At 56.4% G+C, this 12,871-nt stretch carries 15 protein-coding genes; 9 read left to right on the forward strand and 6 right to left on the reverse strand.

Features of this window, described 5'->3' with window-relative positions; all coding sequences use genetic code 11:
* Positions 1-57 precede the first annotated feature (57 nt).
* From MY069_RS07175 to MY069_RS07185, 3 genes are all read left to right on the forward strand, one after another.
* Positions 58-1,851: a flavin-containing monooxygenase gene (locus MY069_RS07175; protein ID WP_482796388.1), complete on the forward strand. Its 1,794-nt coding sequence runs from the start codon at positions 58-60 to the stop codon at positions 1,849-1,851.
* A gap of 17 nt (positions 1,852-1,868) precedes the next feature.
* Complete coding sequence (locus MY069_RS07180) at positions 1,869-2,720, forward strand: enoyl-CoA hydratase-related protein (protein ID WP_482796389.1); 852 nt, start codon at positions 1,869-1,871, stop codon at positions 2,718-2,720.
* A gap of 167 nt (positions 2,721-2,887) precedes the next feature.
* Entirely contained in the window at positions 2,888-3,298 is a 411-nt protein-coding gene (locus MY069_RS07185) for a Ros/MucR family transcriptional regulator (RefSeq protein WP_482796390.1), read from the forward strand.
* Between the two features lie 6 nt (positions 3,299-3,304).
* On the opposite strand, the gene MY069_RS07190 is transcribed toward MY069_RS07185, so the two are convergent.
* Entirely contained in the window at positions 3,305-3,508 is a 204-nt protein-coding gene (locus MY069_RS07190; RefSeq protein WP_482796391.1) for a hypothetical protein, read from the reverse strand.
* A 167-nt stretch (positions 3,509-3,675) separates the two neighbouring features.
* Here MY069_RS07190 and MY069_RS07195 point away from each other — a divergent pair, with 167 nt between their 5' ends.
* The 5 genes from MY069_RS07195 (at position 3,676) to MY069_RS07215 (ending at position 8,014) form a co-directional block, all read left to right on the forward strand.
* Entirely contained in the window at positions 3,676-4,665 is a 990-nt protein-coding gene (locus tag MY069_RS07195; protein WP_482796392.1) for a LysR family transcriptional regulator, read from the forward strand.
* 66 nt (positions 4,666-4,731) lie between these two features.
* A complete protein-coding gene (ruvC, locus tag MY069_RS07200; protein ID WP_482796393.1) occupies positions 4,732-5,238 on the forward strand; it encodes a crossover junction endodeoxyribonuclease RuvC in 507 nt (168 codons plus the stop codon).
* Positions 5,235-5,858, forward strand: a complete 624-nt coding sequence (gene ruvA / locus MY069_RS07205) for a Holliday junction branch migration protein RuvA (protein ID WP_482796394.1) — start codon at positions 5,235-5,237, stop codon at positions 5,856-5,858. The genes ruvC and ruvA overlap by 4 nt, the downstream gene beginning before the upstream one ends.
* Positions 5,855-6,883, forward strand: a complete 1,029-nt coding sequence (ruvB, locus tag MY069_RS07210) for a Holliday junction branch migration DNA helicase RuvB (protein WP_482796395.1) — start codon at positions 5,855-5,857, stop codon at positions 6,881-6,883. The genes ruvA and ruvB overlap by 4 nt, the downstream gene beginning before the upstream one ends.
* A 51-nt stretch (positions 6,884-6,934) precedes the next feature.
* Positions 6,935-8,014 (forward strand): glutathione S-transferase family protein, encoded by a 1,080-nt coding sequence (locus tag MY069_RS07215; RefSeq protein WP_482796396.1) that lies wholly within the window; start codon positions 6,935-6,937, stop codon positions 8,012-8,014.
* Here MY069_RS07215 and MY069_RS07220 read toward each other — a convergent pair.
* The 5 genes from MY069_RS07220 to def all read right to left on the reverse strand — a co-directional run bounded on the left by MY069_RS07220 (position 8,011) and on the right by def (position 11,886).
* Entirely contained in the window at positions 8,011-9,015 is a 1,005-nt protein-coding gene (locus tag MY069_RS07220; RefSeq protein ID WP_482796397.1) for an SDR family oxidoreductase, read from the reverse strand. The two genes, MY069_RS07215 and MY069_RS07220, sit on opposite strands and share 4 nt — an antisense overlap.
* Positions 9,016-9,124: 109 nt before the next feature.
* Entirely contained in the window at positions 9,125-9,868 is a 744-nt protein-coding gene (truA, locus tag MY069_RS07225; RefSeq protein ID WP_482796398.1) for a tRNA pseudouridine(38-40) synthase TruA, read from the reverse strand.
* 3 nt (positions 9,869-9,871) lie between these two features.
* Positions 9,872-10,363, reverse strand: coding sequence for a GNAT family N-acetyltransferase (locus MY069_RS07230; RefSeq protein WP_482796399.1), 492 nt, complete (start codon positions 10,361-10,363; stop codon positions 9,872-9,874).
* A complete protein-coding gene (fmt, locus tag MY069_RS07235) occupies positions 10,360-11,313 on the reverse strand; it encodes a methionyl-tRNA formyltransferase (protein ID WP_482796400.1) in 954 nt (317 codons plus the stop codon). The genes MY069_RS07230 and fmt overlap by 4 nt, the downstream gene beginning before the upstream one ends.
* A gap of 48 nt (positions 11,314-11,361) precedes the next feature.
* A complete protein-coding gene (def, locus tag MY069_RS07240) occupies positions 11,362-11,886 on the reverse strand; it encodes a peptide deformylase (protein WP_482796401.1) in 525 nt (174 codons plus the stop codon).
* A gap of 177 nt (positions 11,887-12,063) precedes the next feature.
* On the opposite strand from def, the gene MY069_RS07245 reads away from it, so the two are divergent.
* A complete protein-coding gene (locus tag MY069_RS07245; RefSeq protein ID WP_482796402.1) occupies positions 12,064-12,483 on the forward strand; it encodes a DoxX family protein in 420 nt (139 codons plus the stop codon).
* Positions 12,484-12,871 lie beyond the last annotated feature (388 nt).

The following is a 12,871-nucleotide window of genomic DNA, read 5'->3' on the forward strand; positions in this document are numbered from 1 at the left end:
TTGGCTTGGCTTCCCTGCCGTAAGCATTGGAAGAGAAGGACCGTTCCGGAGGAAAACATGACCGTAAAAACGCTCGATAAAGACGCTCTGAAAAAGAAGTATGCGGAAGAGCGCGACAAACGCCTTCGCGCTGACGGCAATGATCAATATGTTCGGCTCGAGGGGCGTTTCGAAGATCTCGCGGCGGACCCCTATACGCCGTGGAAGGACCGCGCGCCGGTAACAGATCACGTCACATTCGCATTCATTGGCGGCGGCTTTGCGGGCCTGGTTGTTGGCGCGCGCCTCAAAGAAGCTGGCATTGACAGTGTACGGATTGTCGAAAAAGGCGGGGATTTTGGCGGCACTTGGTATTGGAACAGATATCCCGGCGCGCAGTGCGATACGGCCTCGATGATTTATCTGCCGCTGCTTGAAGAAACCGGCCATATGCCGACCGAAAAATATGCCCATGCCCCGGAAATTCGTGCGCATTGCGGCCGGATCGGCACCCAATTTGACCTCTATAAGGACGCGCTCTTCCATACCGAAGTCACGGGACTCGAATGGCAAGAAGACACCGCGCGTTGGCTGGTCAAAACCTCACGCGGCGATGCGTTCACGGCCAAATATATTGGCATGGGCACCGGCCCGCTGCACGTTGCGAAACTGCCGGGCATCGCCGGCATTGAAACATTCAAAGGCAAGTCCTTCCATACCAGCCGCTGGGATTATGATTATACAGGGGGCAGCCCGGACGGCGCGCCAATGGACAAACTAGGCGATAAGCGCGTGGCGATTATTGGCACCGGTGCAACCGCGGTTCAAGCGGTGCCACATCTTGCCAAAGCAACCAAAGAATTGTTGGTCTTCCAGCGCACCCCGTCTTCAATCGATGTCCGCAATAACGAACCAATCGATTCAGAATGGTTCAACTCCATCGCGACGCCAGGCTGGCAGAAACGGTGGTACGACAATTTTGTCGAGAACCAATCCCAAGGCTTCCCCGAAGAAGATTTCGTCATGGACGGCTGGACCGAACTGTCTCGCCGCATCCGAGAGAAAGTCCGGCAAATGCCGCCTACCGAATGGACGCCTGAATCGCTCTTGCAGGCCTTTGAAGATGCCGATTTCGAAAAGATGGAAGAAATCCGAGCGCGCTGCGAAGCCGTAGTTGAGGATGAGAAAACCGCCGAAGAACTAAAAGCTTGGTATCGTCAGCTCTGCAAACGCCCTTGCTTTCATGATCAGTATCTGCAGGCGTTTAACGAACCCGGCACGCAGCTGGTGCACACGGATGGCAAAGGCGTAGAGCGGATCACGGAGTCAGGCCTGATCGCGAATGGCAAAGAGTTCGAAGTCGATTGTATCGTCTACGCCTCCGGCTTTGAAGTTGGGTCTGAATACACAGAACGCGCAGGCTTTGACCCGATCGGCCGCGATGGGTTGGCCCTGTCGGAGGCCTGGGAGAACGGTATGCAAACCTTGCATGGGGTGCACGTACACGGCTTTCCGAACGCCTTCATTGTCCAACCGAGCCAAGCGGCCAATCTGATTTCAAATGTGCCGCATAATATCGTCGATCATGCCGATACGATCAGCACGGTTGTGGCGCACGCTGAGAAGAATGAATTCTCTAGGGTTGAACCCGGCAAAGCGGCGCAAGATGCGTGGGTTGAAATGGTGCTGAGTGGGCAAGGTATGCTGATCGGCAGTACCGAATGCACCCCGGGCTATTACAATAATGAGGGCGCTGGCCTGACAGAGAAAAACCGGCATGGCCTTGGTCACCCGGGCGGCGCCAAAGCCTTCTTCGCGCACATCGCTGCCTGGCGAGACAGCGGCGCATTCACAGGTCTCGACTTCTCGTGACACGTGGTGATGCGAAGATGGAGCTTAAAGCCACCCGCTACGAGATGGCGGACCAGATCGCAACGATTGTCTTAAACCGGCCCCATCGCGGCAATGCCTGGACCGGGCGAATGCACACCGAGTACCGCTATTTGCTCGATCAAGCCGACAAAGATCCAAACGTTCGCGCGATCATCGTCACCGGTGCAGGCGACCGGTTCTGTGTCGGCGGGGATTCCCAGGCGCTTGAGGGACACTCAAAGGCCGGATCCTATGATGCCGGCACCGCACCTGATCTCGTCACACCTGGCGATCCAAGCTTTGCCAGTTTTCGCGCCGACTTTGCCTATCATTTCGCGCTATCAAAACCGGTGATTGCTGCCATCAATGGCGCCGCCGCGGGCGTTGGCCTTGTAATGGCTTGCTATGCTGACATTCGCTTCGCCGTCCCAGGCGTGAAACTCACCACAGCCCACGGGCCGCTAAACTTGCCAGCAGAGTATGGTTTGTCTTGGCTGCTGCCGCGCCTAATTGGCGGCGCCCGCGCAATTGAGCTGCTTCTATCGAGCCGCAAATTTTTGACCGACGAAGCCCATGAAATGGGTTTGGTGCATCAATTGGTTGAGCCATCCCAACTCCTGGATGAAACGCGTTCTTATGTGAAAGACATGATCGCGCGCGTCTCACCCGAGGCCTTGCATCAGTCAAAACGGCAAACCTATCTCGATTATCATCGCGATATTGGCAGCTCCGTTGAAGAGGCGAATCAACTTTTGTCGGAAATGGTCAAACAACCGGCATATAAAGAAGCCATCAAAGCGTTTCTAGAGAAACGACTTCCCAAATGGCCCGCTAAACCTAACGCTCACGACGGATCAAAACCGGAGTAAAACTCCGTACACCCCGCCTGGCGCAAATGATTTCCCTTCAGATTTGAGTATTCGTTACATATATTTTGAAACGATGAAGTGTAGAACTCAAAATATTTGAAATCCAAGGATTTTACTGTGTAATCAAATGGACAAAAAGCGACCTCAATCGCTACGTCTTAGTCATTATGACAGATACAGCGCAACCTATTTCCAAACTAAACTTACTTTCTCAAGCAACCGATATTGTTACTGCTTATGTCAGTAATAATGCGATCAGCGCGACAGATCTGCCGGATCTGCTGAAAACGGTTCACACCAAGCTAGAAGAACTGGCGACGGATGCGAAAGAACCGGAAGCGCTAGAACCGGCGGTACCCATCAAAAAGTCTGTCACCGATCACCATATCATTTGTCTCGAAGACGGCGCGAAGTTGAAAATGCTCAAGCGTTACTTGCGAACGCGCTACAATCTTACACCGGACGAATATCGCAAGCGCTGGGGCTTGCCCGCTGACTATCCGATGGTTGCGCCTGAATATGCGCGTCGCCGGTCAGATTTTGCGAAAAAGATCGGTCTCGGTAAGTCTGCCAGCTAAAAGCGATCAGCGCGCCAACAGCTCATCGCCGACCAAAGCAAGCGCCGGTCCGGCCTGCTTTTCACCAGCTGCAATTGCTAAGTCTAAGAAGATTTCGACCTCTTCGAACTCAGTAATGTCAAAGTTCGCCTCTTCGAGGTGACTTTGCAGCAATTTCATTATCATGAGAATTCGATCCAATTGCTTGGATTCGCCAGCCCGTTTCATCATTCTGTTCGCCCGCTCCGTTTTGCCTGTAAAAAACAGAGAGACGTGTCGAAAAGTTTAATAGAGTTGATTGATCTGATCAGGACCAGCCAAATACAGTTATTGACTGGATTATCCCGGAAACCTGAGCAACACTTTGCCTTAATAATTTAGTAAGGGGTTAAGACAAGTTGCTTTCCGAGCGATTTAACTGGGACCGGCTGCGGGTTTTTCGATTGGTTGCTGATGCCAAAAGCATGACCAGTGCTGCCCGCGCGCTTGGCGAGTCCACCCCAACGGTTAGTCGCCGTATAAATGATTTAGAGCGCGATCTCGGAACCAAACTGTTTCTCCGTTCGAAACGCGGCGTCGAGCTGACCGCCGCCGGAAAACGCCTACGAGACCTGGTCTTACAGATGCAAAGTCTGGTGGATGATGTCGGCACTCAAGTCGCGTTTGATGACAAATCCGCACAAGGCGCGGTCAAGCTCAGAGCCAGTGATGGTATTGGTCCGTATTGGATTGCCCAGCATCTTCCGCAATTCCATCTCGACCTACCAAATGTACAGATCGACTTAGACATTGGCCTTTCAAAACATGAAGTCGTCGACCGCGAAGCTGATTTGGCAATTGTCTTTGAACAGCCCAGTCACCCCGAAATCATCTCTCAACGGCTCGGAACGCTGCATTATGTTTGCTATGCGTCGGAAGAATATATCGAAAAGAACGGGCAGCCGAGCAATCTTTACGAATTTAAAGACCACAAATTGCTGATGCACACAGACTATGTGCATCAAGTCGAACGCTGGTCTGAAAACATCAAACAAGTCAAAGACTTCATCGACTATTCGACCATCACAAATTCAAGCACGGCGCTCAAAACACTTTGCGAATATGGCGGCGGGATCGCTTTAATGCCGAGCTATGTCTCTCTGCTCGGGACCAATCTTGTCGCGCTGGATTTGCCGTCGGCTGCCCCGATCCAATTCTGGATCACTTATACCGAACGGGTTCGCCGCAACCCTGCAGGCATGGCCGCGCTGGAATGGATGCTATCGATCTTTCACGGATCCAATTATCCGTGTTTCGGAGACCGGTTCATCGCGCCGAAAGATTTGCCAAGCGCAAATTCAGAAGCCCCCTCATTTGCATTGCCGGAGTCAGTATCGCAATTGATGTGATCGGCGACGTGAACAAAGCACGAAAACAACAAGACCTTCTTAACCATACGCGCTAATACAGAGCGTATGAGCGAAGCGATTCGAATTCTGGGGATAGATCCGGGGCTGCGGCATACCGGATGGGGCGTGATTGATTTGGTCGGATCCCGGCTAAGCCATGTCGGGCACGGCGTGATCAATGTCGATCCCGATCTACCAATGGCCGATCGTCTTGCTGGTATTTTCTACGCGATTGGCGAGCTGGTCAAAACCCACGCCCCTGACCATAGCGGCTGTGAAGAGACGATCGTCAATGCCAATCCCCGCTCCGCGCTGAAGCTCGGCCAGGCGCGCGGCGCGGCAATGACCGCGCTTTCGTTTCATGGCCTCGAAGTGTCGGAGTTTGCGCCAACCGCAATCAAGCGCGCGATTGTCGGCACCGGTAAAGCCGACAAGGAGCAGGTCCAGTTCATGGTCGCTCGATTGCTACCGCGCGCAGGCGAGATGAAAGCAGACGCCGCCGATGCGCTGGCTTGCGCGATCTGCACCGCGCACAATCTCCCGCCCAAACAGCTTAAAGGAGCCGCAGCATGATCATTGGCAGGTTGCGCGGCACGATTGCGGCGCTGGGCACAGATTCCGTGATGGTGGATGTTAACGGCGTCGGCTATGTCGCTCTGGCGGGCACGCGCCTCCTCTCAAAACTTACGGTTGGCGCCGAGGCCGAGATCTTCATCGAAACCCGCGTGACCGAAAGCTCCATCACCCTGTTCGCCTTTGCCAGCGATGATGAACGCGCCTGGTTTGTGCGTCTGCAAGATGTGCCAGGCGTCGCCGGTAAATCTGCCATGGCGATTATGGATGCGATTAGCGCGACCGAATTGATGGATGCGCTCGCGCTGGGTGACACCGCCACGATCACCCGCGCCAAGGGCGTCGGGAAAAAACTCGCCGAGCGGATTGTCGGCGAGCTCTCGGGCAAGCCGCCGCCAATGGGCCGGTTCGGCAAATTTACCACCGATCCAACCGGAAGCGTTGCCGCCGCTGCGGAGCTTAAAACCGGCGCACGCAGCGAAGCGGTGTCGGCTTTGATTAACCTTGGATATTCCCAGTCTGAAGCGGCCCGCGCAGTTGCTGCGAGCGCCCGCGATGCGCCTGATGCAGACACAGGCACGCTGATCAAAGCGGCATTGAAAGAGCTTAGCCCAGCATGAGAGACGGCACGCTAACCGACCCTGAAATGCAGACCGGCGAGGCGCTCGATCGGGCATTGCGGCCGCAAAGCTTTGACGATTATGTCGGCCAAGATGAGTTAAAAGCCAATCTGCGCGTCTATGTCGATGCCGCTCGGCGGCGCGGCGAAGCGCTCGACCACACCCTTCTCTTTGGCCCTCCCGGCCTCGGCAAGACCACGCTCGCGCAAATCCTCGCCAAGGAATTGGGCGTCGGCTTTCGCGCCACCTCAGGCCCGGTGATTGCCAAAGCCGGAGATTTGGTCGCGATCCTAACCAATCTTGAGCCAAATGATGTCCTCTTCATTGACGAGATCCACCGCCTGCCCGCGGCGGTTGAGGAAGTGCTCTATCCCGCGATGGAAGATTATGCCGTCGACATCGTGATCGGCGAAGGCCCCGCAGCGCGTTCAGTGCGCTTGGACCTCAGTCCGTTTACGCTAGTTGGCGCGACGACCCGCGCTGGGCTGCTTGCCACACCGCTTAGGGACCGGTTCGGTATCCCGCTGCGGCTTGATTTCTATACGCCTGAAACCTTGGCGACGATTGTCATGGCGGCGGCGCGCAAGCTATCCGCGCCGATCACCGAAGACGGCGCCGTTGAGATCGCCAAACGCGCCCGCGGCACGCCGCGGATTGCGCTGCGCCTTTTGCGCCGTGTCCGCGATTTTGCCGAAGCCGATGGCAATAATATAGACCAGGCGGCCGCGTCCAGCGCCCTCGCCCGCCTTCAGATCGATGATGATGGACTGGACATGCTCGACCGGCGCTATCTCGACGCTTTGGTCAAGACTTATGCTGGCGGCCCAGTGGGTGCAGATACTTTGGCGGCCGCGCTGTCCGAAGCCCGCGATGCGGTCGAAGACGTGATCGAACCTTACCTGATGCAAAAGGGCTATGTCGCCCGCACGCCGCGGGGCCGGGTGGCCGCCCCGCTCGCCTATAAGCGCCTCGGCCTGCCCGCGCCGCAAGACGGTTTGCAAGGCGGTCTTTTCTTAGACGAGTAGACGCACGCCCCGTCAGACCTTTACATGGGTCAAACAGATTGGGAGGGGTTGATGAAAGTCTATGGATCTCGGGTATCCTATTATACCGGCAAGCTCGAAGCCTATCTGCGTTATAAAAGCGTCCCCTACACGCTGCTTGGCATGCCGTATGACAAAGCCAAAATGCTGAAAGCGAAAGTCGGCGCCATCCAAATGCCGATCGTCGATCGTGAGGATGGGCGATGGATGTCGGACACGACGCCGATCTTGATGGAGCTGGAAAAAGAACAACCTAACGCACCAATCTTGCCCGCAGACCCGGTCATGGCCTTTATCGCGCGGCTGATCGAGGATTATGGCGATGAATGGCTGTGGCGCGCGGCCATGCATTATCGTTGGAGCTTTCCTTATGGCCGCGAGCTGATCTCGAACATTTTGGTCGACGAGATCTCAACGCCCATGCCGTTCCCGCGCTTCATTGTTCGACGTATGATCCGGCGGCGTCAGATCAAATTCTTCACCACGCGCGATGGCGTCAATGCGCGAACCCGCGATCACGTGGAACAGGGATATTTGCAAGCCTTGCAGGCGATGAGCGCCGTCCTCGAGACAAGACCCTTCTTGCTTGGCGACCAGCCCTCACTCGCCGATTTCGGCTTGATGGCGCCAATGTTCCGGCATTTCAGCCAGGACCCAGAACCCGAAGAGATCATGCGCAATGAGGCGCCTTTGGTCTATGAATGGGTTGCCCGGATGTGGCGCACCAAGCCCAATCCTTCCGGCACATTCATCCAAGCGGTAGATTCCAGCCTGGAGCCGCTCCTGCGCGAGGCGTGCGAGACTCATCTCGTCCAGCTCCGCGCCAATGCGGATGCCTGTACGCGCCAAGCCTCTTCGTTTGAGATGACGGTTCAAGGCTGTCACTATACCGGCATGCCCGTCTCGCGTTACCGGGTCTATTGTCTTGAGGAATTACGCGCCGCCTTCGCTGCCCTGACCGCCGAGCAGCAAGCCGATGTGAAACAGGCGCTCCCTTTCGAGGGCGCTGACATCTTATGGTCAGATACGGACATCGCGCCTTCAACCTATAACGCCGATCGCCACCTACCTTATGGGTCCGCGATCAATGTCTATGGCGAGGGCACGCCCTAGCGCTCCTGCACGTCTTTCACCCAAGGCCCGAGTTGCGACTCGCCCAAGACCGCAAGCTGCGTTTGCGACGAAACCTCATTGATCGCCTCTTGCGGCCGCGCAACCGGGTGCACGGCGCGGCGCAGCGGGGCTGTGCCTTTTGGCATCGCAATGATCTCTGCAATGTTACGCGGAATATCCATTGGATCGGTGGAGCCGCCACCTGTGCGCTCGCCCATGCCCGCGGTCAGTTCGGGATAGGCGCCGAGCAGCTCTTCGCTGGTGCGTTCTTTGAGCGGGGCTGAATTGGCATTATTGTTCGCCCAGATCCGGGTCGGATAACCGCCGGGCTGAATGATGGTGACATCCACGCCATGCGGCACAAGCTCATAAGCCATTTGCTCACTCATCGCTTCAACGGCGAATTTCGACGCCGAATAGAGCCCAAAACCAGGAATGATCACGCGCCCAAGTTGGGAAGAGATATTGAAAATATGCCCACCGCCATTGACGCGCATGCTCGGCAACACAGCGCGGGCCATGCGATGACAGCCATAGACGTTCGTGTCGAAGATCAGCTCGGTCGCCGCCATATCCTGAACTTCAACCGGGCCACCAACAGAGATGCCCGCATTATTGATCAGAACGTCGAGTTTGCCATCATTCGCGGCAAGCGCTTGAGCGACCCCGGCCTCGACTTGTTCATCTGAGGTGACATCAATTTCGATCACGCTGATGTCGAGATTTTCTGCTCCCGCGATCGCCTTTAGATCATCCGCTTCTTGCCGCGGGACATTTCGCATCGTGGCAAACACTTTGGCGCCAAGATGGGCATAATACTCCACCCCAAGGCGCCCAAAGCCTGAAGATGCGCCTGTAACCAGGATCGATTTTCCGCTGAGATCAGGTCCTACAACTGGCCCGGCAGTTGGCTCCGCATAAGCGGCCTGTCCCGCCAGCGCAGCAGCTCCGACACCGAGCGCTAAGGCTTGGCGGCGATCAATCTTGGGTGTGTCTGACATGGCGGGTCTCCGGTTTTATCTCATCTCTGATGGAATAAATGGTGGACCCTGGCCCACAAGTCCAACTCGAAATGATCTTTTATCAAGAGGTCGCCGGGTCAACCGAAACTTAGAGCGCGTACTCAACCCGCTCCAAGAATAGACCATCCGGCGGGGCCACCGGGCCGCAGGCAGCGCGATCACGGGCCTCAAGGATTTCGCTCATCCAGTCTGCGTTTCGTGCGCCGCGGCCAACTTCAACCAAGGAGCCGACAATGGAGCGCACCTGCCGGTGCAGGAAGCTTTTCGCCTCAACGGTAATCTCTAAACCGTCGCCATAGCGGGCGACATCAATCTTATCGAGCGTGCGGATCGGATGCCTGGCTTGGCATTCGGCATCGCGAAAGGTCGAGAAGTCATGCTGGCCAATCAGGGCTTTGGCAGCGCGGTCCATGGCGCTGGCATCGAGCTTAAACGGCACACGCCAGGCAAGGCCTTTATCGATGGTCAGATCGGCTCGGCGATTGAGGATCACATAGCGATAGGCGCGCAAAGTGGCGTTGAACCGTGCGCTCCAATCTGGCGCCACTTCTTCAGCGTTGAGAACGGCCACAGGTTCGGGCCGTAAATGATAGTTGAGCGCGTCAGCGATCTTGTGAATGGGGCGCGGTTTCTGCAAGTCGAAATGCGCCACTTGCCCGGTCGCATGCACGCCGCGATCGGTCCGCCCAGCGCCTTGCATCAGCACCGGTGCATTGTCGAGAACTGCCGCCGCCTCTTCCAGGGCTTGTTGAACCGATGGCTGCCCGTCTTGGCGCTGCCAGCCAAAATACGGCCGGCCATCATATTCGAGCGTGATCTTATAGCGCTGCATGGATCACGCCCCGAACGCCGCCGGATAGGTCAGCGCGCCTCCACTTGGTCCGGTTGCGGTTAGAGACTTGGCCATGAAATGGGGTCCAGACCATGGGCCGCTAAACTGCGCAGCGAGCTCGGCAGAGAATCCAAATCGGGGATAGTATTCTTTGTGTCCAAGCAAGAAGCAATGTGATCGCTCGGCCCCTTCCATCAGCGTGAGGCCAAAGCGTATGAGACCCGCGCCAATGCCGCGGCGCTGGACATCTGGCCGCGCAGAAACCGGCCCCAAACCGCAGGCGATATCTTCGCCATCGACCCACACTTTGAAGAATTGAATATGGCCAAGAATCTCTCGGTCATTATGCGCGACCAAGGAAGCTAGACTATCTCCATCGGCCGCCAGTTGGGTGATAATCTGCGCTTCTTCCGGCGTACCGAAGGCGGCATCGGTGAGTTCGGTGATCGTTTCAGCATCGTCGGGTGTCGCGGGGCGGATCCAGAGATTGTTCATTCGAAACGCGCTCCGCTTGGGACGGGTAGACCGCGCAACAAATCCGCCGCATCCATCGCTTTTGATCCCGGCTTCTGCGCCCGCAACAGGCGCACCGCTTGGCCGTCTCCGCATTGAACTAACAAAGACTCATCGAGCACTTCACCCGGCGCCGCATCGGGCTGGCCGGATTCAAGGCTGCTCATCAACGCCTTCATGCGCAGCGGCTCGCTCTCGCCATCTGGGGTGTAATAGAACCAAGCGCTTGGGAAAGGCGACAGGCCGCGGATCAGACAATCCACCTCTTTCGCAGGCTTGGTCCAATCGATGCGCTGATCTTCAGCTGTAATCTTATGAGCGTAAGTGACGCCTTCTTCAGACTGCTCCTGCGGGACAAGACTGCCATCGGCGAGGCCTGCAAGCGATGCCACCGCGAGCGGTGCGGCAAGACCCGCCAAGCGATCATGTACACTGCCGGTCGTGTCGGACGGAAGGATACGCGTTTCTTCAGTCGCCAGGACAGGGCCGGTATCAAGCCCAGCTTCCATCATCATCGCCTGCACGCCGGTCCTCTCATCGCCTGCAATAATCGCCCGGTGGATCGGCGCCGCTCCGCGCCAACGCGGCAGCAAAGAGGCATGCATATTCAGACATCCCAAACGCGGCGCATCGAGCACCGCTTGCGGCAGGATCAGCCCATAGGCGACGACAATTGCTGCATCGAGCTTAAGCGCGGCAAACGCTTCCTGCTCAGGTGCCTTTTTGAGCGAGCGCGGAGTGCGCACATCGAGACCGCGTGTCTCAGCCCATTGATGCACCGGCGTCGGGCGGAGCTTTTTCCCGCGCCCCGCCGGTCGCGGCGGCTGCGAATAGACACAGGCAATCTCATGTCCCGCGTCCGCCAAGGCCGCAAGCACAGGAACTGCAAAATCGGGACTGCCCATAAAGGCAATGCGGAGCGGGTTCGTCATGAGCGGGCTGTAGCCTGTGATGTGACGCGGATAAAGAGGCGCGGCGCCTTAGGCCGCATTCTTTTCTTTAAGGCGTTTGGCTTTTTTCACTTTGTCGACCGCGCGCTGACGTTTCAGACGCGAGAGGTGGTCAATAAACAGCGTACCCTCGAGATGATCCATCTCATGCTGAATGCAGACCGCGAATAGGCCGGTCGCGACCTCTTCAACTTGATTGCCATCATAATCGAGATAACGCACGCGGCATTCGGTGGGCCGCTCAACCTCGTCAAACACATCCGGTACAGAGAGGCAGCCTTCTTCGTACGGCGCGAGATCTTCTGTCAGCGGCAAAATCTCTGGATTCACAAAGAAACGCGGATTCTTTTCCTCGTCCTCTTGCAGATCCATTACGATCACTCTCAGAGGCACCCCGACCTGGATGGCAGCAAGGCCAATGCCCGGCGCGTCATACATGGTTTCCAACATGTCATCCATGAGCGCACGGATCTCGTCGGTCACGCCGCCCTCAACAGGATCTGACACCTGTTTCAGCCGCGCATCGGGCACTGTGATGATCTCTCGTAAAGCCATGGCCCTCAAGTATGAGCGCAAAGCCCGAACGTCAATATTTAAGCAGGCATAGAAATTCTGAATGGGCAGGCGGTTCGATGTTTGGCTCAGTCACCGCTTATGGCGCATCTCCCATCGTCTAGGTTCTTGCTCTTTATCATGTTAGCTCTGTTGCCTCACAAAACCGCGAACAAAAAGATGCCGTCCTTTCTGAACCTAAATCAGCTCCAAGCCTTCGACGATCTCAGCCTGCTTGCATTGCGGATATGTGTTGGAAGCTTTCTCGTATGGGGGGTCTCGGACAACCTGCTGCATCCCGATGATATGGCAGAATTTGTGACCTTCCTAACCGCAAATGGATTCGTTGCGCCCGTCGCGATGGCATGGCTGAGCGTAGGCGCTCAATTTATCTGCGGATTGCTTTTGGTCTTGGGTTTGCTGACACGGTGGGCCGCATTGATCATGGTGTTCAATTTCATTGTCGCATTGATCATGGTCCACCTTGGCGATGATTTTCGCGGCATGTTTCCGGTCTTGGCGTTGATATTTGTGAATCTGCATTTTGTGACGCGCGGCGCGGGCACGCACGCGATTGACAGATTTTTCGCAAGCACCTGAGCGCTTGATCATTCCAGCACCAGGCTTTTGAAGCAGGCAGGTTAGGATTGCGAGCCAAATACCGAAGATGATCGCTGAAGATGGCGGGTATAACATCATTAGGCCCTCATCCTGAGCGAAGTCGAAGGATAAAGGGCTGTGCTACCCCGGACTTTATCGTGAGCCCGCCTCGTCCTTCGACCCTGGGCCTACGCCAGGGCAGGCCTTCGCTCAGGATGAGGCTGATCGAGATGTTCTTGCGACGTGCGTCACCCTCGACAGCCACAGGCTGTCTGAGGGCCCATCTTCGGAACGATCCGCGCGATGCAAATTTAGGAGTTGGATCCTCAGACCGCTACGCGGTCGAGGATGACGCGTTACTCCTGGTATACGCTCCGACGCCGACACA

The organism is Hyphomonas sp. ske169, from assembly GCF_056850855.1.

Bases quoted from the DNA above. Each gene is read 5' to 3' on its own strand.
- MY069_RS07220 (WP_482796397.1), bottom strand. From the start codon at position 9,015: ATGTCAGACACACCCAAGATTGATCGCCGCCAAGCCTTAGCGCTCGGT.
- MY069_RS07215 (WP_482796396.1), top strand. From the start codon at position 6,935: ATGAAAGTCTATGGATCTCGGGTATCCTATTATACCGGCAAGCTCGAA.
- truA (WP_482796398.1), bottom strand. From the start codon at position 9,868: ATGCAGCGCTATAAGATCACGCTCGAATATGATGGCCGGCCGTATTTT.
- MY069_RS07185 (WP_482796390.1), top strand. From the start codon at position 2,888: ATGACAGATACAGCGCAACCTATTTCCAAACTAAACTTACTTTCTCAA.
- ruvC (WP_482796393.1), top strand. From the start codon at position 4,732: ATGAGCGAAGCGATTCGAATTCTGGGGATAGATCCGGGGCTGCGGCAT.
- ruvA (WP_482796394.1), top strand. From the start codon at position 5,235: ATGATCATTGGCAGGTTGCGCGGCACGATTGCGGCGCTGGGCACAGAT.
- ruvB (WP_482796395.1), top strand. From the start codon at position 5,855: ATGAGAGACGGCACGCTAACCGACCCTGAAATGCAGACCGGCGAGGCG.
- MY069_RS07180 (WP_482796389.1), top strand. From the start codon at position 1,869: ATGGAGCTTAAAGCCACCCGCTACGAGATGGCGGACCAGATCGCAACG.
- MY069_RS07190 (WP_482796391.1), bottom strand. From the start codon at position 3,508: ATGATGAAACGGGCTGGCGAATCCAAGCAATTGGATCGAATTCTCATG.
- MY069_RS07245 (WP_482796402.1), top strand. From the start codon at position 12,064: ATGCCGTCCTTTCTGAACCTAAATCAGCTCCAAGCCTTCGACGATCTC.
- MY069_RS07230 (WP_482796399.1), bottom strand. From the start codon at position 10,363: ATGAACAATCTCTGGATCCGCCCCGCGACACCCGACGATGCTGAAACG.
- fmt (WP_482796400.1), bottom strand. From the start codon at position 11,313: ATGACGAACCCGCTCCGCATTGCCTTTATGGGCAGTCCCGATTTTGCA.
- MY069_RS07175 (WP_482796388.1), top strand. From the start codon at position 58: ATGACCGTAAAAACGCTCGATAAAGACGCTCTGAAAAAGAAGTATGCG.
- def (WP_482796401.1), bottom strand. From the start codon at position 11,886: ATGGCTTTACGAGAGATCATCACAGTGCCCGATGCGCGGCTGAAACAG.